This is a genomic window from Pseudochelatococcus sp. B33 (assembly GCF_053570585.1).
The window spans coordinates 90,742-113,960 of record NZ_JBSEFH010000014.1 but is presented as its reverse complement, the minus strand read 5'-3'; the positions used below and the strand labels follow the sequence as shown (position 1 = coordinate 113,960).

General features: G+C 66.9%; 21 protein-coding genes. 12 read left to right on the top strand and 9 right to left on the bottom strand.

Annotation, left to right across the window (positions count from 1 at the left end):
* The first annotated feature begins 1 nt into the window (after window position 1).
* From ACUSIJ_RS16765 to ACUSIJ_RS16730, 8 genes are all read left to right on the top strand, one after another.
* Entirely contained in the window at window positions 2–1,210 is a 1,209-nt protein-coding gene (locus tag ACUSIJ_RS16765) for an ABC transporter permease (protein ID WP_449309559.1), read from the top strand.
* Complete coding sequence (locus ACUSIJ_RS16760; RefSeq protein WP_449309558.1) at window positions 1,207–2,145, top strand: ABC transporter ATP-binding protein; 939 nt, start codon at window positions 1,207–1,209, stop codon at window positions 2,143–2,145. The genes ACUSIJ_RS16765 and ACUSIJ_RS16760 overlap by 4 nt, the downstream gene beginning before the upstream one ends.
* Window positions 2,142–2,924: an ABC transporter permease gene (locus ACUSIJ_RS16755; RefSeq protein WP_449309557.1), complete on the top strand. Its 783-nt coding sequence runs from the start codon at window positions 2,142–2,144 to the stop codon at window positions 2,922–2,924. The genes ACUSIJ_RS16760 and ACUSIJ_RS16755 overlap by 4 nt, the downstream gene beginning before the upstream one ends.
* Before the next feature lie 160 nt (window positions 2,925–3,084).
* Window positions 3,085–3,561, top strand: a complete 477-nt coding sequence (locus tag ACUSIJ_RS16750) for a formate dehydrogenase subunit gamma (RefSeq protein ID WP_449309623.1) — start codon at window positions 3,085–3,087, stop codon at window positions 3,559–3,561.
* Entirely contained in the window at window positions 3,558–5,087 is a 1,530-nt protein-coding gene (locus ACUSIJ_RS16745) for a formate dehydrogenase beta subunit (protein WP_449309556.1), read from the top strand. Before ACUSIJ_RS16750 ends, ACUSIJ_RS16745 begins: the two co-directional genes overlap by 4 nt.
* A complete protein-coding gene (gene fdhF, locus ACUSIJ_RS16740) occupies window positions 5,084–8,002 on the top strand; it encodes a formate dehydrogenase subunit alpha (RefSeq protein ID WP_449309555.1) in 2,919 nt (972 codons plus the stop codon). The genes ACUSIJ_RS16745 and fdhF overlap by 4 nt, the downstream gene beginning before the upstream one ends.
* A gap of 29 nt (window positions 8,003–8,031) precedes the next feature.
* Window positions 8,032–8,850, top strand: coding sequence for a formate dehydrogenase accessory sulfurtransferase FdhD (gene fdhD / locus ACUSIJ_RS16735; RefSeq protein ID WP_449309622.1), 819 nt, complete (start codon window positions 8,032–8,034; stop codon window positions 8,848–8,850).
* Window positions 8,851–8,860: 10 nt separating this feature from the next.
* Window positions 8,861–9,085 (top strand): formate dehydrogenase subunit delta, encoded by a 225-nt coding sequence (locus tag ACUSIJ_RS16730; RefSeq protein ID WP_449309554.1) that lies wholly within the window; start codon window positions 8,861–8,863, stop codon window positions 9,083–9,085.
* A gap of 45 nt (window positions 9,086–9,130) precedes the next feature.
* On the opposite strand, the gene ACUSIJ_RS16725 is transcribed toward ACUSIJ_RS16730, so the two are convergent.
* On the bottom strand, window positions 9,131–10,204 hold the full coding sequence (locus ACUSIJ_RS16725; RefSeq protein ID WP_449309553.1) for an LLM class flavin-dependent oxidoreductase: 1,074 nt from the start codon (window positions 10,202–10,204) through the stop codon (window positions 9,131–9,133).
* Window positions 10,205–10,448: 244 nt separating this feature from the next.
* Here ACUSIJ_RS16725 and ACUSIJ_RS16720 point away from each other — a divergent pair, with 244 nt between their 5' ends.
* The 3 genes from ACUSIJ_RS16720 to ACUSIJ_RS16710 all read left to right on the top strand — a co-directional run bounded on the left by ACUSIJ_RS16720 (window position 10,449) and on the right by ACUSIJ_RS16710 (window position 13,263).
* On the top strand, window positions 10,449–11,552 hold the full coding sequence (locus ACUSIJ_RS16720; protein ID WP_449309552.1) for an ABC transporter substrate-binding protein: 1,104 nt from the start codon (window positions 10,449–10,451) through the stop codon (window positions 11,550–11,552).
* A 98-nt stretch (window positions 11,553–11,650) separates the two neighbouring features.
* The gene (locus ACUSIJ_RS16715) at window positions 11,651–12,544 is read left to right on the top strand and encodes an ABC transporter permease (protein ID WP_449309551.1); all 894 of its coding nucleotides are present in this window, start codon (window positions 11,651–11,653) and stop codon (window positions 12,542–12,544) included.
* Window positions 12,520–13,263, top strand: coding sequence for an ABC transporter ATP-binding protein (locus ACUSIJ_RS16710; protein ID WP_449309550.1), 744 nt, complete (start codon window positions 12,520–12,522; stop codon window positions 13,261–13,263). The genes ACUSIJ_RS16715 and ACUSIJ_RS16710 overlap by 25 nt, the downstream gene beginning before the upstream one ends.
* A 4-nt stretch (window positions 13,264–13,267) precedes the next feature.
* On the opposite strand, the gene ACUSIJ_RS16705 is transcribed toward ACUSIJ_RS16710, so the two are convergent.
* The 5 genes from ACUSIJ_RS16705 to ACUSIJ_RS16685 all read right to left on the bottom strand — a co-directional run bounded on the left by ACUSIJ_RS16705 (window position 13,268) and on the right by ACUSIJ_RS16685 (window position 18,965).
* The gene (locus ACUSIJ_RS16705) at window positions 13,268–14,113 is read right to left on the bottom strand and encodes a CmcJ/NvfI family oxidoreductase (RefSeq protein WP_449309549.1); all 846 of its coding nucleotides are present in this window, start codon (window positions 14,111–14,113) and stop codon (window positions 13,268–13,270) included.
* A 65-nt stretch (window positions 14,114–14,178) separates the two neighbouring features.
* Window positions 14,179–14,880, bottom strand: coding sequence for an SDR family NAD(P)-dependent oxidoreductase (locus tag ACUSIJ_RS16700; protein ID WP_449309548.1), 702 nt, complete (start codon window positions 14,878–14,880; stop codon window positions 14,179–14,181).
* Between the two features lie 152 nt (window positions 14,881–15,032).
* Window positions 15,033–16,679, bottom strand: a complete 1,647-nt coding sequence (locus ACUSIJ_RS16695; protein ID WP_449309547.1) for an isovaleryl-CoA dehydrogenase — start codon at window positions 16,677–16,679, stop codon at window positions 15,033–15,035.
* 172 nt (window positions 16,680–16,851) lie between these two features.
* The gene (locus ACUSIJ_RS16690; protein WP_449309546.1) at window positions 16,852–17,889 is read right to left on the bottom strand and encodes a CapA family protein; all 1,038 of its coding nucleotides are present in this window, start codon (window positions 17,887–17,889) and stop codon (window positions 16,852–16,854) included.
* Window positions 17,890–17,969: 80 nt separating this feature from the next.
* On the bottom strand, window positions 17,970–18,965 hold the full coding sequence (locus ACUSIJ_RS16685) for an Ldh family oxidoreductase (protein WP_449309545.1): 996 nt from the start codon (window positions 18,963–18,965) through the stop codon (window positions 17,970–17,972).
* Window positions 18,966–19,163: 198 nt separating this feature from the next.
* On the opposite strand from ACUSIJ_RS16685, the gene ACUSIJ_RS16680 reads away from it, so the two are divergent.
* Entirely contained in the window at window positions 19,164–20,063 is a 900-nt protein-coding gene (locus tag ACUSIJ_RS16680) for a LysR family transcriptional regulator (protein ID WP_449309544.1), read from the top strand.
* Between the two features lie 54 nt (window positions 20,064–20,117).
* Here the strand turns inward: ACUSIJ_RS16680 and ACUSIJ_RS16675 are convergent, their stop codons facing one another.
* From ACUSIJ_RS16675 to ACUSIJ_RS16665, 3 genes are read right to left on the bottom strand one after another with little or no spacing between them, the layout of a single operon-like run.
* Complete coding sequence (locus ACUSIJ_RS16675) at window positions 20,118–21,614, bottom strand: tripartite tricarboxylate transporter permease (RefSeq protein ID WP_449309543.1); 1,497 nt, start codon at window positions 21,612–21,614, stop codon at window positions 20,118–20,120.
* A gap of 11 nt (window positions 21,615–21,625) precedes the next feature.
* Entirely contained in the window at window positions 21,626–22,129 is a 504-nt protein-coding gene (locus ACUSIJ_RS16670; protein WP_449309542.1) for a tripartite tricarboxylate transporter TctB family protein, read from the bottom strand.
* 46 nt (window positions 22,130–22,175) lie between these two features.
* The gene (locus tag ACUSIJ_RS16665; protein ID WP_449309541.1) at window positions 22,176–23,153 is read right to left on the bottom strand and encodes a tripartite tricarboxylate transporter substrate binding protein; all 978 of its coding nucleotides are present in this window, start codon (window positions 23,151–23,153) and stop codon (window positions 22,176–22,178) included.
* Between the last annotated feature and the right edge of the window lie 66 nt (window positions 23,154–23,219).

Below are 23,219 nucleotides of genomic sequence, written 5' to 3'. Positions count from 1 at the left end.
CATGACGGCGACCGCGCCGGAAGCTGCTTCCGCCGACGGCAACCGCCGGCGTCTCGCGGTCGACAAGCTCGGGGTCGTCATCGCCGGTCTGGCGGTGGCGGGCGTGCTGCTGCCCTTCGCGATCTTCCGTGCCAATCGTATCGTGGCGGGTGAGCCGAAGACGGTTCTGGCGGCGCTGCCGGCCTGGGCGGGCGGGTTGCTGCTGCTCGTGCTCGCCGGCGCGGCGCTGGTCGCGTTCTTCCGCGCGGCTCCGCTGGCGCGCCTTGCCGGCAGCCTCGTTGCGCTTCTTGCCCTTGCGCTTGCCATCGGCCTCGCCGCCACCAATCTGACGCCTGCGGACAATACCTATGCGCGCGTGGCTGCCGGACCCGGCTTCTGGGTGCTGATCTTCGCCTTCTCGCTGCTGACAACGGATGCGCTCGCGCGTCTCGATCCCGGACCGGCCGCCCGGATCGCCGCCCTCGCCGGTATCGCGGCAGTCGTCGCCGCGCTGCTGTATTCCGGGATGTGGAGCAACCTGTCGATCCTCAGGGAATACGCCACCCGCGCCGACATGTTCTGGACGGAGGCCGGGCGGCACCTGGCGCTGGCGCTCGGGTCTCTCGCCGCCGCGACGGTCATCGGCATGCCGGTCGGCGTCCTCTGCCACAGGGTGCCGAGGCTGCGCGCCGCGGTGCTCAACGGGCTCAACATCGTCCAGACCATTCCGTCGATGGCGCTCTTCGGCGTCCTCATGGTGCCGCTCGGCTGGATCGCCCAGAACGTGCCCGGCGCATCGATGATCGGTATCCGCGGCATCGGCGCGGCGCCCGCGTTCGTGGCGATCTTCCTCTATTCGCTGCTGCCCGTGGTGGCGAACACCGTCGCCGGGCTCGGCGGCGTTGCCCCGGCCGTGAACGATGCCGCGCGCGGGGTGGGGATGACCGACCGGCAGCGGCTGCTCTCGGTGGAGTTCCCGCTGGCGCTGCCGGTGATCCTGACCGGTATCCGCATCGTGCTGGTGCAGAACATCGGCCTTGCCACCATCGCCGCGCTGATCGGCGGCGGCGGTTTCGGCGTCTTCGTCTTCCAGGGCCTCGGCCAGACGGCGATGGACCTCGTCCTGCTCGGGGCCGTGCCGACGGTGGCGCTGGCGCTGGTGGCTGCCATCCTTCTGGACGCCGTCATCGACACTGTTTCCGAACGGCGCGGTACGGGGAGACCCGCATGATCGAGATCGAGAACGTCACCAAACAATACGGCGACGCAACGGTGGTGCGGGACGTATCGCTGGTGATCGAGCCGCGGACGGTCGCGGTGATCGTCGGCACGTCCGGATCCGGCAAGACCACGCTGATGCGCACCATCAACCGGCTGGTCGAGCCCACGTCGGGCGTCGTGCGCATCGACGGGGAGGACAACCACGCGCTGCCGGCGCACGAGCTGCGGCGCCGGATCGGCTATGTGATCCAGGGGCACGGCCTCTTCCCCCACCGCACCGTGGCCCAGAACGTCGCCGCCGTGCCGTCGCTGCTCGGCTGGGACAGCGCCCGCACCAAGGCGCGGGTCGAGGAGCTGCTGGCGCTTTTCCAGCTCGATCCGGAGATTTTCGGTCCGCGCTTTCCGCACGAGCTGTCCGGCGGCCAGCAGCAGCGGGTGGGGGTGGCGCGCGCGCTGGCGGCGGAGCCGAACATCCTGCTGATGGACGAGCCCTTCGGTGCGCTCGATCCCGTCATCCGCGCCAAGGCGCAGGAGGATCTGCTCGCCATCCAGAAGCGCTTCGGCACCACCATCGTGCTCGTCACCCACGACATGGAGGAGGCCATCTACCTCGGCGACCGCATCGCGGTGATGGATGCGGGCCGGCTGGTGCAATACGCGACGCCGGCCGAGATCCTGGCGCGCCCCGCCTCGGCCTTCGTCGAAACGCTGATCGGCGCCGCCGAGCGGCCCTTCCGGCTGCTGTCGCTCGGCAAGATCGGTGCGCTCGTGGAGCCCGGCCCCGCCGATGGCGAGGCGCTGCCCGCCCATGCCTCGCAGCGCGATGCACTGGCGGTCCTGCTCTGGTCCGGCCACCGGGCGCTGCCGGTGGTGGCCGCGGACGGCACCCTTCTCGGCCGGGTCACGTTCGAGCGGCTGGTGGCGCAGGCGGCGCGTCCGGCATGAAGCTTGCCCGTACGGTCCCCTCCAAGGTCCCCTGGTCTCTCGTCCTGCGGCTGGGGGCACTGGCGCTGCTGGCGGCGTTCCTGCTCCGGCCCGGGTGGTTCGAGCCGCTGCTGCGGCCGTTCGCGCAGAACAACGCGCCGGCGATCTACAATCAGGGCAGCCTGCTGATCCTGACGCTGCTGCATCTGCAGGTGGTGGCGGCCGCCACCGCAGCCGCGGCCGTGGTCGCGGTGACGCTCGCGGTACTCGTGACCCGGCCGATCGGGGCGGAGTTCCTGCCGCTGTCGCGCAGCATCGTCAACATCGGCCAGACGTTCCCGCCGGTGGCGGTCCTGGCGCTGGCCGTGCCGGTGGTGGGTTTCGGCACCCTACCCACCTTCATCGCGCTCTTCCTCTATGGCCTGCTGCCGATCTTCGAAAACGCGCTGACGGCCTTCACCACCCTGCCGCCGCCGGTGATCGATGCGGCGCGGGGCGTGGGCATGACGGAGCGCCAGCGGCTCGTCAAGGTCGAGCTGCCGCTCGCCCTGCCGCTGATCCTCGCCGGGATCCGGCTGTCGGTGACGATCGGCCTCGCCACCGCGACCATCGGCTCGACGGTGGCGGCGAAGACGCTCGGCGAGGTGATCATCGCCGGCCTCATCTCGAACAACATGGCTTTCGTGATTCAGGGCGGCGTCATCGTCGGCGTGCTGGCGGTGCTGATCTACGATGCGCTGCTCGCCGGCGAGCGGCTGCTCCTGCGGCGCACGGGCCGTGCCGCGGCACGCGGGACGTAGGGCAGGGGCGCCGGGGCGCCTCGTCGATGAGGCCGTCGGCGTTTCATATCGATAAGCGGCATCGATCGTTTCAACGGAAACATCGATTTGATCGGCCGGCGATATGCGACTATCTATAATTGCTATAATTCATAAAAGGGGAGTGACGTTTCGCATGGACATGGACCGAGGGCCGGACCCGGAGAGGGCCGCCATTCTTTCGGAGATCCTTGCGCGGCACCGGGAGAGTGAGGGAGCGCTCCTGCCGATCCTGCACGACGTGCAGGATCGTTTCGGCTTCGTCCCGGCCGAGGTCGTGCCGGTCCTCTCGGAGGCCCTGTCCATCTCGCGGGCCGAGATCCATGGCGTTCTGACCTTCTACCACGATTTCCGCGATGCGGCGGCCGGCCAGCACGTGGTGAAGCTCTGCCGGGCGGAAGCCTGTCAGGCGATGGGGGCGGACCGGCTTGCCGATCACGCCCGCGCGCACCTCGGCATTGATTGGCATGAGACCACCGACGACGGGCGCGTGACCCTGGAACCGGTCTTCTGCCTCGGCCTTTGCGCCTGCGGCCCGGCGGCGATGATCGACGGGCGGCTGGTGGCGCGGATGGACGAGACGAGGCTTGATGCCCTGATCGAGGAGGTGGTGAGATGAGGATCTACGTGCCTCTCGATGCCGCCGCCCGCGCGCTCGGCTCTGATGGCGTGGCCGAGGCGATCCGGGCCGAGGCCGCGGCGCGCGGCCTCGATGTGACTGTCGTGCGCAACGGCTCGCGCGGCATGGTCTGGCTGGAGCCGCTGGTCGAGGTGGTGACGGATCTCGGCCGGATGGCCTACGGTCCGATGACGCCCGCCGACGTGCCCGCGCTCCTCGACGATCCGGCGCATCACCCGAAGGCGCTGGGCCTGACTGCGGAACTGCCGTGGATGGTGCGCCAGACCCGGCTCACCTTCGCCCGCTGCGGGGTCATCGATCCCCTGAGCCTCGAGGAATACGAACTGCACCACGGCCTGAACGGCCTGAAGCGCGCGTTGACCATGCGAGGGGCCGAGATCGTGGCCGAGGTCACCGACTCGGGCCTCAGGGGGCGCGGCGGCGCGGGCTTTCCCACCGGCATCAAGTGGAAAACCGTCCACGACGCACCCGGCGAGCGCAAGTATGTCGTCTGCAACGCCGACGAGGGTGACAGCGCGACCTTCGCCGACCGGATGCTGATGGAGGGCGATCCCTTCACGCTGATCGAGGGCATGGCGATCGCCGGCCTCGCTGTCGGCGCGACGCATGGGTTCGTCTATACCCGCTCGGAATATCCCGATGCGGTTTCACAGATGCGCAAGGCCATCGCGATCGCGCGCGCGGCGGGGGTGCTCGGCCCGTCGGTCCTCGGCTCCGGACGCGCCTTCGACATGGAGGTGCGGGTCGGCGCCGGCGCCTATGTCTGCGGCGAGGAAACGTCGCTCCTGAACAGTCTCGAGGGCAGGCGCGGCGTCGTGCGGGCCAAGCCCCCGCTGCCCGCCTTGCAGGGTTTCATGGGCCGGCCCACGGTGGTCAACAACGTGATCTCACTGGCCTCGGTCCCGGTGATCATGGACCGCGGCGCGGCCTTCTACCGCAACTTCGGGATCGGCCGCTCGCACGGCACGATGGCGTTGCAGATCGCCGGGAACGTCCGATACGGCGGCCTCTTCGAGACCGCCTTCGGCCTGACGCTGGGCGAGATCGTGGAGGATATCGGCGGCGGCACCGCCTCCGGCCGGCCGGTCAAGGCGGTGCAGGTGGGCGGGCCGCTCGGCGCATGGTTTCCGCCCGCGCTGTTCGACACGCCCTTCGGTTACGAGGAATTCGCCGCGAAGGGCGGCCTGATCGGCCATGCCGGCCTCACCGTCGTGGACGACACCGCCGACATGCTGCGCATGGCGCGCTTCGCCATGGAATTCTGCGCCATCGAGTCCTGCGGCAAGTGCACCCCCTGCCGGATCGGCGCGGTGCGCGGGGTCGAGACCCTGGACCGCATCGGGCGGGGCGACGCCTCGGCCGTGCCGCTGCTGAGAGACCTGTGCGAGACGATGAGGTCGGGCTCGCTCTGTGCGCTCGGAGGGTTCACGCCCTACCCGGTCATGTCGGCATTGACCCATTTTCCGGATGACTTCATCGCGACCCAGAAGGAGGCCGCAGCATGACGGATTTCGCTATTCCCTCCGTGGACGACCGGGACATGAACGACCGGGACATGGGCACGCCCGCCAGCCGGTCGAAGACCATGGTGACGCTGGAGATCGACGGCTTCGCGGTCACGGTGCCCGAGGGCACCTCGATCATGCGCGCGGCGGCCGAAATCGGGATCGGCGTGCCGAAGCTCTGCGCCACCGACAGCCTCGAGGCCTTCGGGTCGTGCCGACTGTGCCTGGTCGAGATCGAGGGCCGCAACGGCACGCCGGCCTCCTGCACCACGCCGGTGGCGCCGGGGATCAAGGTCAGGACACAGACCGGCAAGCTCAAGCAGCTCCGCAGGGGGGTGATGGAGCTCTACATCTCCGATCATCCGCTCGACTGCCTGACCTGCGCCGCGAACGGCGATTGCGAGTTGCAGGACATGGCCGGCGCCGTGGGGCTGCGCGAGGTGCGCTTCGAAGCGCCCGAAAACGGCGCGATGGCGACCCATTTCCGCGCGCGCGACACCAGCGGCGAGGCCAATCCGCAGTTCCTGCCGAAAGACGAGTCGAACCCCTATTTCACCTACGATCCGGCCAAATGCATCGTCTGCAACCGCTGTGTGCGGGCTTGCGAGGAGGTGCAGGGCACCTTCGCGCTGACCATCGCCGGGCGCGGATGGGACAGCCGGGTCCATGCCGGCGGCGTGGGGGACAGTTTCCTGTCCTCGGATTGCATCTCGTGCGGGGCCTGCGTCCAGGCCTGCCCCACCGCCACCCTGACGGAGAAGTCGGTGATCGAGACCGGCACTCCGGAGCATTCCATCATCACCACCTGTGCCTATTGCGGGGTGGGCTGCCAGTTCAAGGCCGAGATGCGGGGTGACGAGCTGGTGCGCATGGTGCCCTACAAGCACGGCAAGGCCAACCGGGGCCATTCCTGCGTGAAGGGTCGCTTCGCCTATGGCTACGCCACCCACAGGGACCGGATCCTGAATCCCATGATCCGCGAGACCATCTCGGACCCGTGGCGGGAAGTATCCTGGGAAGAGGCGATGACCTTCGCCGCGAACAGGATGAAGGGCATCCAGGCCAAGTACGGGCGGCAGTCGATCGGCGTGATCACCTCCTCGCGCTGCACGAACGAGGAAACCTTCCTCGTTCAGAAGCTCGCCCGTGCGGTCTTCCGCAACAACAACACCGACACCTGCGCCCGCGTCTGCCATTCGCCCACCGGCTACGGCCTTGGCCAGACCTATGGCACCTCGGCCGGCACGCAGGATTTCGATTCGGTCGAGCATTGCGACGTGGTGCTGGTGATCGGCGCGAACCCGCATGCGGCGCATCCGGTCTTCGCCTCGCGGCTGAAGAAGCGCCTGCGCCAGGGTGCGAGGCTCATCGTCATCGACCCACGCCGGACGGAGATGGTCGAGGGGCCGCACTACAAGGCCGAGCACCATCTGGCGCTGCGGCCCGGCACGAACGTCGCCGTCGTCACGGCGATGGCGCATGTGATCGTCACCGAAAAGCTCTACGACGAGGACTTCATCCGCACCCGCTGCGATTGGGACGAGTTCGCGGATTACGCCGAATTCGTCTCGGACCCGCGTCATTCCCCCGAGGCGGTCGAGACGCTGACCGGCGTTCCGGCGCAGGCAGTGCGTGGCGCTGCGCGTCTCTACGCCACCGGAGGGAATGCCGCGATCTATTATGGCCTCGGCGTCACCGAACATTCGCAAGGCTCGACCACCGTCATCGGCATCGCGAACCTTGCGATGATGACCGGCAACATCGGCCGCCCCGGCGTCGGCGTGAACCCGCTGCGCGGGCAGAACAACGTGCAGGGCTCCTGCGACATGGGATCCTTCCCGCACGAGCTGCCGGGCTATCGCCATGTGAAGCTGCCCGAGGTGCGCGCGATCTTCGAAAAGGCCTGGGGCGTCGAGATCGACCCGGAGCCGGGGCTGCGCATCCCCAACATGCTTGATGCTGCCGTCGACGGGGTATTCAAGGGCCTCTACTGCCAGGGCGAGGACATCCTGCAATCCGACCCCGACACCAGACACGTCGCGGCCGGCCTTGCGGCGATGGAATGCGTCATCGTCCATGACCTCTTCCTGAACGAGACCGCGAACTACGCGCATGTGTTCTTCCCGGGTTCGTCCTTCCTGGAAAAGGACGGCACCTTCACCAATGCGGAACGGCGCATCAACCGCGTGCGCAGGGTCATGGCGCCGAAACAGGGCTATGCGGACTGGGAAGTCACCCAGATGTTCGCCAATGCGATGGGCGCGGACTGGCGCTATGCCCATCCCAGCGAGATCATGGCTGAAGTCGCCATGACCACGCCCTCGTTCGCCGGCGTGAGCTACGAGCGGCTGGAGGTGCTCGGCTCGGTGCAATGGCCCTGCAACGAGAACGCCCCGGAAGGCACGCCGATGATGCACGTCGACGGGTTCGTGCGTGGGCGGGGCAAGTTCATCCGCACCGAATACGTGGCGACGGACGAAAGGACCGGGCCCCGTTTCCCGCTGCTGCTGACCACGGGGCGGATCCTGTCGCAATACAACGTCGGCGCCCAGACCCGGCGCACCGCGAACGTGACCTGGCACGACGAGGATGTGCTGGAGATCCACCCCCACGACGCCGAGGTGCGGGGCGTGCGCCACGGCGACTGGGTGCGGCTGGCCTCACGCGCCGGCGAAACCACGCTGCGGGCCGAGATCACCGACAGGGTGTCGCCCGGCGTGGTCTACACGACCTTCCACCACCCCGACACGCAGGCGAACGTCGTGACCACCGACTATTCCGATTGGGCCACCAACTGTCCGGAATACAAGGTGACGGCGGTGCAGGTCTCGCCGTCCAACGGGCCATCGGCATGGCAGGAGGAATACGCCGCGCAGGCTGAGCTCTCGCGCCGGATCCTGCCCGCGGCGGAGTGAAGGCCGTGGCTGAGGTGCACACGCTGGCGATGCCCGGCATGTCGGGTGTCGTGGATCGCAGGCGCGTCGCCTTTTCGGTCGGGGCCGACGGGGCGGTCGCAGCCGTGGCCGGCGCGAGCCGTCTGCCCGAGGAATGCGCGGTGGCGCTGTCGTTCAACGGCGCCGCGCAGGCGGTGATGATGGCGACGCCCGCCGACCTTGAGGATTTCGCCTGCGGCTTCGCCCTGACCGAGGGGATCGCCCGGCCCGACCAGATCGCCTCGGTGGAGGTGGTGCCGGGCAGGCGCGGCATCGACGTGCAATGCTGGCTCGCGCCCGAGGCCGGCGTGAAGCTGGCCGCGCGCCGGCGCACCATGGCCGGGCCGGTGGGCTGCGGGCTCTGCGGGCTCGATTCCATCGACGAGGTCCTGCGCGAGCTGCCCCCGGTTCCCCCCGGCCGGCTGCGCATGACGCGGGCTGAGGTCTGCGCCGCGATCGCCGCGCTGCCCGGCCACCAGCCTCTGCACGACAGGACCCACGCCGTCCATTGCGCGGCTTACTGGACGCCCGACGGCATCCTCGCCGCGCGTGAGGACGTCGGCCGGCACAATGCGCTGGACAAGCTTGCCGGCCACCTGATCCGCCGTGCGCTCCTGCCGGAGGGGGCCGTCCTTCTGACCTCGCGCGTGTCCATCGACCTGATTCAGAAAGTCGCGGCGCTGGGTGCGGGTCTGCTCATCGCCGTCTCCGCACCCACGGCGGACGCGGTTCAATTGGCCGAGAAGCTCGGCATCACCCTCGTCGCGCTGGCCCGGCGGGATCGCTTCGAGCTATTCTGCCACGGTCAGCGCATCGTCGAGCGGCAATAGAGGACCCTCCGTGTCAACCGAAAAGATCGCCCGCATGGCCAATCAGATCGCCACGTTCATGGAATCCAAGCCCCATGAGGAGGGGGTGGCGGGGCTCGCGGCGCATATCAACGATTTCTGGGAACCGCGCATGCGCCGCCAGCTGTTCGAGCTGCTCGATACCGGCGGCGCGGGGCTGAAGCCCCTCGTGCTGGAGGCGGCCAAGGCGATCCGCCGCCCGCCGGAGCCGGCCTGATCCTTCGCCGGAACCGCCGGCTGCGCCGATGCCTGCCGGTGGCGATCATTGATTTCCGAGCAACGGCAGCAACTGATCGCCTTGCCGTCTGATCTCCGGCAGGTAGGGCGTATCGGACAGCACGAAATGTCCGATGCCCAGCTCCCTGTATTTGTTCAGCGAACGGGCGACATCTGCCGCCGAGCCGACGAGCCACGTCGTTGCCGCCCCGCCCGCGCCGAACTTCCCGGGCGTGGTGTAGAGGTTGTCGTCGAGCACCTCGCCCCGCGCCTGAAGATCGAACAACCGCCGTTGGCCCACCGCGACAGCCTGGCGATGGTCCTGCCACCCGACGCCGGCGCTGTTCGCGAGCTGCTCCACCTTGGCCTCGGCATCGGTCCACGCTTGCTCCGCCGTATCACGGACGACTGTCGTAATCCGCAGGCCGAATTCCAGCGGCGGCAGGTTGCGGTCCAGCTTCCTGCTCAATTCCTTCAGCCGACCGATCCGCTCGCGGATATCGTCCAGCGGCTCCCCCCAGAACAGCTGGATGTCGGCCTCCGTCGCCGCCACCTGTTCGGCTGCTGCCGAGGCGCCGCCGAAATAGAACAGGGGGCGCACCCGTCCGTCCCTCACCGTGACGGGGGGCTCGACCGTCGCGTTCCGAACCCGGAAAAATTCCCCCTCATGGGTGACGTTCTCCTCGGTCCACAACCGGCGAACGAGGCGGATGAACTCCCTGGTGCGGTCATATCTGTGCGCCGGGTCTCCTTCGCTGTCGCCGTAGGCGTCGAGGTTATCCTTGCCGGACACGATATTGAACCGCACGCGCCCACCCGTCAGGTGGTCCAGCGTGGCTGCAGCGGAAGCGAAATGCGCCGGCTGCCAGTATCCGGGGCGGATCGCGATCAGCGGCTCGAAAGTCGTGGTGCGGGCAGTCAGCGCCGTCGCGACGGTGAAAGTGTCCGGACGGCCCCAGCCGGTACCCAGAAGCGCCCCTTTCCAGCCGTGCTCCTCCAATGCCTTCGCGTGAGCGGTCAGCGTGTCGAGGCTGTTGTGATTCTCGACCGTCGGATCGCCGCGATGACCCGGCTGGACTTGGTTCGGGATGTACCAGAGAAATTCGGAATTGCTACCCATGTCATAACCCCACTTCTGCCTGATGCCAGCCGACACGAAGGCCGCCGCGACTCATCGATCAAAAATATATTCCTATAAAATCGATAGATTGTATATTGACATTGTGGCAGCATTCCGTGAGCGTATCAAGCCAAGAGGTTATCTCCCCCGCCATCGGGCAACCGCATGGCGTGGCGGTTCTTTTCGGGATGCGACGGGCTCCGCGTGTCCGGCAACCGGCAACCAACACAATGGAGAGCAGTCAATGGAACGAGGGTCCGAAAAAACGAAGCTGTCCGGCGGATTCCTGATTTTTCGGGACATTTGCCGTACGCTGGCAGTGTCATCGGCACTGGTGTTGGCGCTCTCCGGCGCCGGCGCGGCGGAGAAGCTGGCGCTCGATGCCCCGCTGCCCGAGGAAATCCCGCCCGGCACCGTCCTTGCGATCGGCGATCCCGTCACGCAGAAGGCACTGGAGTTGTCGGGCGAGCTCGACAAGCTGCCGTTCGAAATCAAGTGGGCCAATTTCAGCGGCGGCCCGAGAACGCTGGAGGCTTTCCGCGCCAACGCGCTGGACGGTGGATCGGTCGCGGACATTCCGCCCATCCATGGCAAGTGGACGGGGCTCGAGGTCCGGGTCATCGCAGCAAGCTTCAGGCACGATCCCGAGAATCATCCGATATACCGGCTGGGAACTGCGCCCGGGGCCGATATCAACTCGCTCGACGATCTTCGAGGCAAGAAAATCGCCTACAGCCCCGGACAGGCGCAGGGCGCGCTCGTCTTGCGCATTCTCCAGAAGGCGGGACTGACGAAAGACGACGTACAACTCGTCGAGATCCCCAGCACCGGCGATGTGTACGTGAATGCGCTGGCCAGCAAGCTGGTCGATGCCGCGCCCATCGCCGAGGCCAATCAGCGACGCTTCCTCGCCAATTACGGGCCCGACGGCGCGAAGCTGATCCTGCACGGCCTGCGCGACGACCCCCAGTACATCTATGTGCTGGCCTCGGCCCTGGAGGATCCGGCCAAGGCCGCGGCGTTGCGCGAGTACGTCAATGCCTGGGGCCGTGCGCTGCACTGGATCAACACCCATCAGGACGAGTGGGTCCAGGGCTACTACGTCAAGGATCAGGGCCTGAAAACCGACGACGGCGTCTTCCTCGCCAAGTCCCGCGGCAATCCGGACGTTCCTGCGAACTGGGACGATGTCCTCGCCCGCCAGCAGGCAACGATCGACCTGCTTGCGAAGGAAACGGGCAAGACCGCTTTTCCTGCCGTGGAGATCTTCGACCGCCGGTACGAGACGTTCGCCGCGGAGGGCTTCAACGAGGCAGTGAAGCGTGCTGCCGCGGCCAAGGCCGAATGAAGCAGAAGCCAAGTGAAGCAGAAGCCAAGTGATCGCGCTTCCCCTGTTGTTGCAGATCCCGACAGGGATCTGCTCCGGCCATCGAAAGTGAGTGTCGGATGTCAGCGATTCATTCAATTCAGGACAACCGCCTCGGCGAACACCTCGTCGACGATCCGTCTTCCGAGGTCGCACGCGCTGCTGCGGAAGCCGGGAATGCCGACGAAAGCGGCCGCGCCCGGCGCCTGAGCCCGGGCACGGCGCTGACCCATGGCTGGGCAATCGGCCCCGTTCTGTTGCTCGCCATCTGGATGACGGGGTCCCTGACGGGGCTCATTGACCAGCGCACCTTGACCGCGCCGTGGACCGTTATCACCACCATCGGCGAGCTGTTCGCGGAAGGGCGCCTTCAGGACAACCTGACGACGTCGGCCTGGCGCGCCGGCCAGGGATTGTTCTGGGGAATTCTGTTCGGCGGCATTCTCGGCGTCGTCGCCGGTCTGAGCCGGGTCGGAGAATACGTCATCGACGGCCCGGTGCACATCAAGCGCGCGATTCCGAGCCTCGCACTGATCCCCCTGCTGATGCTCTGGTTCGGTATCGGCGAGGGCATGAAGGTCACAGCGATCGCGCTGGTGACTTTCGCTCCCATCTACGTGCAGACACACGATGCGCTTCGCACCATCGACAGCCGCTACGTCGAATTGTCCGAGACTCTCGGCATCAGCAGATGGGAATTCCTCCGCCATGTCGTTCTGCCCGCATCGCTTCCGGGCTTCTTTCTCGGCCTGCGGTTCGCGGTGACGGCGGCCTGGCTCGCCCTCGTCGTTGTCGAGCAGATCAACTCGACGAGCGGCATCGGCTATATGATCGAGCTGGCGCGGACCTACGGCCAGACGGAAGTGATCATCGTCGGCCTCGTCCTGTATGCCTTTCTCGGACTTGCATCCGACGGCATCGTCAGGGCGCTTCAGAGGAGGGTGCTGAAATGGCGCAAGACGATCTCGGATTGACCGCCTCTCCCGCGGTCAGGGTGCGCAAGCTGGTCCGCCGTTTCGGCGAGCGCGTCATCCTCGACAACATCGACCTCGATGTCCGGCAAGGGGAATTCGTTGCTCTGCTTGGGCGCAGCGGCTCCGGTAAAAGCACCTTCCTGAAGGCGCTCGCGCGGATCGACCATGGCGTTACCGGCTCCGGTCGGCTTACGGTGCCGGCGGAGATCTCCGTCGCATTTCAGGACGCGCGGCTGCTTCCGTGGAAGCGGGTACTGGAGAATGTCGTGTTCGGCCTGCGCGGCGCCGATCCGGTCGGGCGCGCCCGGGCGATCCTTGAAGAGGTGGGTCTCGCGGGGCGGGAGAAGGCGTGGCCGAGCGAGCTTTCCGGCGGAGAGCAGCAGCGCGTCGCGCTGGCGCGTTCGCTCGCACGCCAGCCGCAACTGCTGCTCGCCGACGAGCCGTTCGGAGCCCTCGACGCCCTCACGCGCCTGCGCATGCATGTGCTTCTGCGACGTCTCTACGCGCACCACAAGCCAGCGGTTCTGCTCGTCACGCACGACGTCGACGAAGCGATCAATCTCGCCCAACGCATCATCGTGCTGGACACGGGACGGCTGACCCTGGACATCGCCGTCGACCTGCCGCCGAAATACCCGGAGCGCGATCATAAGCGACGGGAAATCAGGCTCTCCTTGCTGGAGAGCCTGGGCGTGCAGTCCGAGGACGACGCCGCCTGATCCCTCAATCGAAGAAGGCGATGGTGCGGAACTCGATGCTCTCGCGCGGCAGCGTCCCCGGCGGCGTGGTCGGATCCTCGAAGCCGGTATGGGGCGCGAAACGGGCGACGGCTTCATCGGCATCCCAGCACTTGATCAGGATGGTTTCGTCGACATCGAGATCGGGAATGTAAAACCATTGCTGCGTGGGATTGTACGCGAGCGCGTAAGTCTCGCCGCGGCGGTGCGGGAAGATGAGGTCGGAGGGCAGGAGATCGTCGGGATCGATGCTGCGGGCATCGGCCACCGCCAGCGGCCAGTCGCGCGCGACATGGCTGACCGGGCGCCAGACATTGATGATGGCGGCCCGGCGCGTGAGCAGCGCCTCCGCCTCCTCGCCCATGATCTCGCGCACCCGCTGGGGGCCGGAATGCACGGTCTGGTCGGCATGCACGCGTGCGACGGGCTGGCGCGGCGCGCTGCGCGCACGGTCGGCGTCGCCCGTCCGGCGCCGCAGGGTGTGGTCGAACACGACGACGCGTGCGGCGCCGGTCGCCGCCTTCACGATCTCCGCGGCTTCCGGATGGCCGAGCGCGAGCGTCTGCGCCTCGTCCCAGAAGTCGCGGACCGCCGTGCGGTGCGGGACCACCGCGAAGCCTTCCGTATCCAGGGAGAACTGGCTCGCAATGGGGCGTGCATTCGCGATCGGCACCGTATGCGCCCTGGTCACCGCGTTGGTGGCGGGGACGCCTTCGGGTGGCTCGAACGTGTAGGAGTACAGTTTTTCACTGCCGCGCTCGGTGAAGCCGAGATTGGCGGAAATCGTCTCAAGCGCATGCGGTGCGCGCTGTGCTGTTGGGGGCGAAGTCATGATGGTTATCCTCCGGTTCGGAGCGGGCGATGCGGATGGTCCCCCACGTCCCATCCGCGTCAGGTTCAGAAGTTTTCCACCCAGGGCCGCAATTCGACTTCCCAGGTCCAGGCGCTGCGTGGCTGGCGCAGCACGTTGAGATAGGTAAGGGCGATCGCATCGGGATCAAGCGTGCTGTCCGGGTTCGCCTCGGGATCGGGGCGGGTGGCGCTGCGCACGCCGCCGTCGATGATGAAATGCGCCACATGGATGCCTTGCGGCGCCAGTTCGCGCGCCGCGCTTTGCGCCAGCCCGCGCAGGCCGAACTTGCCGATGGCGAAGCTCGACGAGAGCGCAAACCCCTTCACGCTGGCGGTGGCGCCGGTCAGCAGAATGGCGCCGTGCTTGTTCGCCAGCATGCGTCTCGCCGCCTGCTGCACCACGAGGAAACCGCCGAAGGCGGAGACTTCGATGGCCTTTCGGACCTCCTGCGGATCGAGATCGACGATGGGACCGCGCACGCGGGCGCCGGCGTTGTAGAGGACAAGGTCGGGCGGCCCCAGGCTGGCGTCCGCATTGGCGAAGAGCTGTGCCACGCTGTCCGGGTTGGCCGCGTCGGCGGCGAAGGTCTGTCCGCCGATCTCGGCGGCGAGCGCATCGAGCTTGGCGACATTGCGCGCCGCCAGCCCGACCTTGAGGCCTTCGCCGGCGAGCGCCCGCGCGACGGCAGCGCTGATGCCGGAGCCCGCGCCCACGATGAGCGCGGTGGCGTAGGGAAAGCCGCTCATGTCCTGGCCTCCGACATCATGACCTCCTCATGCTGCCCGCGCCCGGATCGCGCGGCCAAGCGGGCTAAATCGAGCCTATCTAAGATTATCGACAATGTCGACTATGATGCTTGCCGGCCGTCGGCAGAAGCGTTGCGGCGGGGGTATCCGTATCAGGTCGCGACGGATGCGCGCTCGATCAGCTCCGCCACAGGTGCGTCCGCACCGAGGGTTCCGAAGGCGAACCCGTGTTCCCCCGCCAGCCGCGAGCGGCAGAAAGCGACCGCTACGGCGTCCCGGCCGCTTCTCAGCAACACGGAGGCCTGCAGCATCAGCGCGGCGCGTTCGACGATGTGGCGGCTGCGATATTCAAGCGTTCCGACATCGTCGAAATCCTTCGGCAGCCGGGCGAACTCGGCGTCGTAGTGCCGGTCGGCCCCCTTCGCTGCGGCAAGCTCGGCAAAAAGTGCGTCGCGGGTTTCCGGCTCCTTGCGCAGCGCGCGCAGCACGTCGAGACACTGAACGTTGCCGGACCCTTCCCAGATCGAGTTCAGCGGCGCCTGCCGATAGAGGCGCGGCATCATCGTCTCCTCGACATAGCCGATGCCGCCGAGGCACTCCTGCGCCTCATTGACATGCGCGGGCGTGCGCTTGCAGATCCAGTACTTGCCGATCGCGGTGGCGATGCGGGCGAGGGCGGCCTCGTGTCCGTTCTGCGCGGCGAGGTCGATGGCGCGGGCGATGCGTAGCGTCAGCGCGATCGCTGCCTCGCTTTCCAGCGCCAGATCGGCGAGCACGTTGCGCATCAGCGGCTGGTCGACGAGCAGCTTGCCGAACGCCTTGCGCTGGCGCGTGTGGTGCAGGGCCTGGACCACGGCCTGCCGCATCTGCGAGGCGGAACCGATCATGCAGTCGAGGCGCGTCAGCGCCACCATCTCGAGAATGGTGGCGATGCCGCGGCCTTCCTCGCCGACCAGTTCGCCGTAGGCGCCCTGGAACTCGACCTCGGAGGAAGCGTTCGACCAGTCCCCGAGCTTGTCCTTGAGCCGCTGGATCGCAGCCGCGTTGCGGCGGCCGTCCGGGCGGAAGCGGGGAACGAGGAAGCAGCTCAGGCCGCCCTCGGCCTGCGCCAGCACCAGATGGGCGTCGCACATCGGCGCGGAGAAGAACCATTTGTGCCCGATAAGCTCATATGTGCCATCGGCCTGCCGCACGGCGCGGGTGGTGTTGGCGCGCACGTCCGAGCCGCCCTGCTTCTCGGTCATGCCCATACCGATGGTGCAGCCCGTCTTCTGTTCCATGGGCACGCTGCGCGGGTCGTATTCCGTGGAGACGAGCTTCGGGATCCACCTCTCGGCCAGCTTCGGCGCATGGCGCAGCGCGGGGATCGCCGCATGGGTCATCGACATCGGGCAGGCGACGCCGGCATCGGCCTGCGAGCCGACATACATGACCGCGGCGCGCGCGACATGCGCGCCGGCGCGGTTGGCGTTGCGCCAGGCGAAGCCGTTCATGCCGTACTTCATCGCCGCCGCCATCAGCTCGTGATAAGCGGGGTGAAACGCGACCTCGTCGATGCGCCGGCCATATCCGTCGAAGGGCTTGAGCCTGGGGCGGTTCTCGTTGGCGGCGAAGCCGGCCTCGACGAGCCTGCCGCCGGCGAGCAGGCCATACTCGTTCAGATGATCGGCGGCCCAGCCGGCCCCCTCCCGCGCAACCGCCTCGCGCAGCGCCAGATCGCTCGCCCAGACGTTGTAGTCGCGCAACGCGACGGGCTGATTGTCCACCTCGTGGGTCACAAACCGGCCGGTCAGGGACATGGGGCTTCCTCCACCTTGCGATATTGACTTTATTAGTTGCAAGATATGACTGAAACCGTCGATTTTGGTAATATTAAGCTATCCGGGTGGTCTCCTCAGCTTGCTCGGGGTGGTTCATGGCAGCCCCTCGCTGCCGCTGAGTGCCGACTTCCGAACGCCGGGGGCGCCGATATCAGCCGCCGAGCGGCGGCGCCGTGATCTCCTCGTGGTCGTAGTGCAATTGGGCATTCAGCCCGGCAGACAGCTCTTCCATCAGAAAGGCGATCCGCAGCCCGTCTCGTCCGGTGGCGATCTGCGGTTCCAAATCGTCGTTGTTCAGCACGGGCACCATGCGGATGTTCTTCAGCCCCTCCGGGGTGACATCGCATTTCACGATCAGGTTTTCCGGCCGGAAGTAATGATGCCGCATGTCGAAGGCGAAGTTCCCCAGGCTGTGGAAGATCGGCTTGCCGGCGTGGAACTCCACGCCCTGGAGCATGTGGGCATGGTTGCCCAGCACCATGTCGGCGCCTGCATCGATCGCGGCCCGGCCGCACTCCTGCTGATAGTCGGCCAGTTTGCCCCATCGCTCCGACACACCCCAGTGCCACGCGACGATGAGCGCGTCGGCTCTCTGGCGCGCGTCGCGGATTTCCTCCCGGACGCGCGCCAGATCTTCCGGCACGGCGGTGGTGCGGATGCCCATCGGGCTGCCGGGCTGCAGCATGAGCCGCACGTTGCCCTCGTACATCGTCTTGATGCGCACGAACGCTGCCCCATGACCGGTTTCGGTCGCCGCATAGACCGGCGGGCAGACCGACGTGTAGGACAGGAACGCGACACGCAGGCCCCCTGCCTCAAGGACGACGGGTTTGCGCGCCCGGGCGAGATTTCGACCGCCCCCGCAATAGGCGATCCCGCTGGCGTCCAATAGATCGAGCGACTGCTCCAGCCCCTCGATCCCGTAGTCCATTGTGTGGTTGTTCGCCAGGCTGACGACGTTCACGCCCATCTGCGCCAGCGCGGAAGCCGTCGCCGGCACGGAACGGATCGCGTTGGCGATCCCCGCAAGCGCGGGGTTCTTCTCGCCCCGGTCGGTAATCGGCCCCTCCAGGTTCAGATAGGTGATATCGGCGGATCGCAGGATGTCGGCAACGTGGCGCATGAGGTGAAGGGGGTCTGATCTGCCGATCAGCAAATCCCCGGCGCCGACGAAACTGGCGGATTTCATGGAATCGTCCTCCCTCGGAAAAGGCGCCGCTGCCGCGCGCAGGCGCAACGGCTGCCGATGCGTCACACCACCTTCACGTCTCACGACGAGCGGGGCCTGGCGCACAAGCCCAGCAAGGTTTCGTGGATTGCGTCGTCGACCTCGATCGTCCCCCGGGCCTCTGCCTCGGCCCGCCGTCCGATGCTGGTGCGGCCCGGCACCCGGACTCTCTCGACACCGGGCATCGGGCGCGACGCCTCGATGCGGGTCACGAGATCCGCGACGCCGGCGCGGAACTGCTCCAGCGGCATGAGGAGTTCCGGATCGATGACCAGGAAGAAGAAGCCACTGTCCGCCACGTCCTCGGCGACGATCTTGCCGCCGCACAGGATAGCCAACACCTGAACGACCAGCGCAAGGCCCGATCCCCTGTGCTCTCCCCATGGCAGGAAGGCGCCGGCCAGCGCCGCCGCCGGGTCCTGCGTCGACAGACCGGCGGCATCGACGGCGGACTCCGGTTCGAGCGGCCGGCCGAGCTTGCGCCGCAACAGAACCTCTCCCCACGTCACCTTGGCGGTTCCGAAATCCACCACCAGCGGATCGCCTTGGCACGGAAAGGCGAAGGCCATCGGATTGGTCCCGAATATCCGGTCGATGCCGCCGGACGGCGCTACCCGCGCCATCGTGTCCGCGGTGTGAAAGGCGATGAGCCCCTGCCGCGCGGCGCGCTCGACATAATAGGCGAGCCGGCCGCTGAACCACGTGTTGCGGACGCCGACGACGCCGACCCCCGTGTCGCGCGCCAAGGCGATCGCCTCGTCGACAGCCATCAGCGAGGTGACGTAGCCGTTGACGCCGCCCCCGTCGATGATCGCGGAATGCGGGCCTTTCCGGTGGACCGTGATTTCGCCTCCCGGGGGGTGGTCGCGCAGATGACCGATCAGCGCGAGAATGCGGGGCAAACCTGCGAAGGCATGACCGGCCGCGGCGGCGTCGATCAGATGATCCGCGACGATGCCCGCATGATCGGCTGGCATGCCGTGCGTGGTGAGCACCTCGACCGCCAGCCGGCGGGCGTCTGCAAACGTGATTTGCATGGTCGAACCCCTCCCATGATCGCAAGGTAAACGATTGTTGGCCTTGAGGGCATCGGCGCAATGCGACGACCATCTTTGCGCCGCGCGTTCAAATGACGGCCGGCAGGGATTGCGAACCGGCGGAAACTCATGTCAGCTTGCTGCCCGGTACGGCCCAACCCGTTGAAAACAAAGCGGGGAGAGGGGAGCTTCGGGAACATGGACGAGTTGAGCACGAATCGCACCTTCCTCAAGGTGGTGGAATGCGGCAGTTTCTCAGCGGCAGCGCGCGATCTGAACGTTTCGGTCGCATCGATCGCCCGTCAGGTGAGCAGTCTGGAAAACAGGCTGGGCGTCATGCTGCTGCGGCGTACCACGCGCCAGCAATCGCTCACCGACGCCGGGCGCGTATACTGCGAGTGCATCAGCCCGATCCTGCGGAAGTTCGACGACGTGAAGCGCGAAGTCTCGTCGTACCAGAGCAGCGTCAAGGGGCGGCTGACGGTGCATCTGCGCAATTCCGTGGGCAGCCAGTTCATCGTTCCCGCTCTGCCCCAGTTTCTCGAACAGCACCCCGAAGTGACCCTCGACGTCACCCTGACGGACGAGCGCGCGGATCTGGTGGCGCAGGGGGTGGACGTCGCCGTCTGGCTCGGTCATCTCGAAGATTCGGGGCTGGTCGCCCGCCGGTTGAGCTCCGGGAGGCGGCGGGTGTGCTGTGCCCCGTCCTACGCCCAACGTTTCGGCCTGCCTGCGGCACCGATGGATCTGGCGCGCCACAACTGCCTGATCTATCGGGCGCAGCACTATGACAATATCTGGCGGCTGACCAAGGACGGCGAGACGACGGCCGTGCGGGTGTCCGGCAATCTCGAAACCACGAGCGCGGCCGTGCTGATGTCGAGCGCGCTCAAGGGCCTTGGCTTCGTCGTGCTGCAGGAGGCGATGGTGCGAGGCGCCATCGACGCCGGCGACCTGATCGACGTCTTTCCCGATTATCTGGTCAGTTCGACGGACATCGACATCGCGCTCTACGCCGTCCATCCGGGACGGCGCCAGATTCCGCCCAAGACGCGCGCCTTCGTCGATTTCCTCGTGCGCCTGTTCAAAGGACTCTGAGGCGGCGGCTACCCCGTGGCAGGTGGCCCTGCGCCCGGCCCCTTCCGGCTGTGGTCACTCCCCCTGAAAGGCGATCTCGCGCCGCGCTCTCAGCTTGGGCAGGAGCAGGATCGCCAGCATGATCACCGCCAGCGCCAGCATCGTCGCGCTCAGCGGTCGGGAGATGAAGACCGTGATGTCCCCCTTGGACAGCAGCATCGCCCGCCTCAGGTTCTCCTCCAGCATCGGTCCCAGGATGAAACCGAGCAGGAAGGGCGCGGCTTCGCATCTCAGCCAGATGAAGACGAGGCCCATCATGCCGAATGCGGCGGCGATCACGATATGGGTAGCGGAAAGATGCGAGGTATAGATGCCGATGCAGCCAAAGAGCATGATCGTCAGGTACAGGAGGCGATAGGGCACCCGCAGCAGCTTGACCCACAGGCCCACCAGCGGCAGGTTCAAGATGACGAGAAAAACGTTCCCGATCCACATGCTCGCGATGATGCCCCAGAACAGTTCCGGCTGACGGCTGATCACCTGCGGGCCGGGCGTGATGCCCTGCACGATCATGGCGCCGAGGATGAGGGCCATGACCGCATTCGACGGCAGGCCGAGCGTCAGCAGCGGAATGAACGACGTCTGCGCTCCGGCGTTGTTTGCCGTTTCCGGTCCGGCGACCCCGGCGACGGCGCCTCGCCCGAACTGTTCGGGGTGTTTCGATATCCGCTTTTCCAGCGCATAGGACGAAAACGACGCCAGAATCGGGCCGCCGCCCGGCAGGATGCCGAGGATGGATCCGAGCCCGGTACCGCGGACGATGGGTCCCGCTGCCTCGCGCAGGTCCGCGAGGGTGGGCAGGACATTCCTGGGCTTGGCTATCAGCGTCCCCGTTTCCTGAGGGCGGCTGAGGTTCGCGATGATTTCCGAGAACCCGAAGATGCCCATGGCGACGGCGATGAACGGAATGCCGTCCGACAGGGCGTGCAGGCCGAAGGCCATCCGCTCGACGCCGGAATTGGAGTCGAATCCGACCCGGCTGAGCAAGACCCCGAGGACGACCATGCCGAGTGCCTTGAGCAGCGAGCCTCGCGCCATCACCACCGCCAGCGTCAGGCCGAGCACCATGAGCGAGAAGTAGTCCGCGGGCCCGAACTTCAGCGCCAGCGCGGTCAGCGGCACGGCGAAGAGCGCGATGACCAGCGTCCCGATCGTCCCTCCGACGAAGGACCCGATCGCCGAGAGCCCGAGCGCCGTGCCGGCCCTGCCTTGCCGGGCCATCTGGTGCCCGTCGAGACAGGTCACCACCGAACTGGTTTCGCCGGGCAGGTTGACGAGGATGGCGGTGGTCGAGCCGCCGTAGGATGCGCCGTAGTAGATGCCCGCCAGAAGGATGAGCCCGGTCGTCGGCGGCAGGACGAAGGTGATGGGCAGCAGCACGGTGAGCGTCACGAGCGGGCTGATGCCCGGCAGGATGCCTACGAGCGTGCCCAGCATGGCACCCATAAAACAATAGGCCAGGTTCATCGGTGTGATGGCGACGCTGAATCCAAGCGCCAGAGCGTCCAGCATGTCCTGCTCCTTCAGTACAGGCGGATCTGCAGGCCGAGCCCCCAGATCAACCCAACGGTGGCGATCAGCATCAGGATTCCATAGAGGATCACGACTTCGATCCAGCGGGTCTCAGGGGCGGCCAGACCGGCGATGGCGAACATCGCCGCCGTCGCCACGAGCAACCCCGCCATGGGCAGCAGAAGCGCAAAGACGACGACCGCGACCAGTACCGCGAAGGGCCGCAGTTTGAAGCTGAGCGGCTGTTCCTCACACGACCGGGACAGAACCGCGCGCGTTGCCAGCAGCCCGCCGATGCCGAGCAGCGCCCAGCCTAGGACGGTGGGAAAGTAACCGGGTCCGATGTTGCTGTTCGTTCCGTAACTGTAGCTCCGCGCCCCGATCAGCGCCAAAAGCCCGAAGGCGATGAACATGATTCCGGACAGGAAGTTTTCCGAGGTGAGGTGTCGCATGCTGCCGCCTTTCCTGCGATGCGTTTCGGGACGGCGGCCCTGGCGGTGGCCGCCGCCGGTCATGAAGCCGCCGGCCAGCCCGCGCGCGGGCTGGTCAGGCTTGCGTTCCCTAATTCTGTACCCAGGGATCGCGGGCCCAGATCTCGCCGAAATGATCATGGACGGATTGCAGGTAGGCACGGTATTCCGCCGAACCCAGGTGGCCCGGCGTGAGCGCCATGCTGCGCAGCTTGGCCTCGTACTCCGGATCGGTGGCGGCCTTCCTGATCGCGTCCTCGAGGACGGTCTTGGCATCGTCCGGCAGCCCGGCGGGGGCGATGATGCCGCGGGTGGTGTTGATCACCACGTCATGCCCCAGGTCGCGCGCGTTCGGCGCCTCCACCCCCTCGACGGGCTTGTCCGCCAGGACGAGAATGACCTTCTGCGTATCCTTGAAGTTCAGCGCGGACGTCAGGTTGACCCCCGAGGCGTGGATATGGCCGCCCAGCAGGGCGGTGCTGAGGTCGCCGCCGCTGTTGTAGGGCACGAAGATCACCTCGACGCCGGCAAGCTGGAAGAGCTCGCGCAGGCCGACATAGATGCCGCTGAAGCCGGTCACGCCGACGGAAAGATCGCCGGGATTGGCCTTCGCCCATTCGATCAGTTCCTCGAAGGATCCGAACTGCCCGTCCTTGGCGACGGTCAACGTTCCGTATTCAGAGATGAGCTGGCCGAGGTAGTCGAAGCTGTCGAGAGTGTATCGCACATCCTTGCCCTCGTGCAGGACGGCGATTGTGTTGGGCGATGTCAGGAGACCCAGCGAATAGCCGTCGGCCGGCGCCTTGGCCAGTTCGCGCAGCATGTTGGCGCCATCGGCGCCGGGCTGGTTCTCGACGATCACGGACGTGCCCCGGGGCAGGTATTTCTCGAGATAGGGCACGAACTGACGCGCCGTGATGTCGGAACTGCCGCCGGCGGCAAAGCCGAGGTAAAGCGTGATCGGCCGTTCCGGGAATTCCGCCCGCGCGGCACCGGGCACGGCGGACGCCGCAACCGCAACGGCCATCAACACAAGAACGGCTCTCAACATTCTTCTTACAGAAGCCATGGTTTCCTCCCCTGGACTCGTGTTCTTCGTGACATTCTGCCGGGCGGAACGCGCCGCCGTATCGGC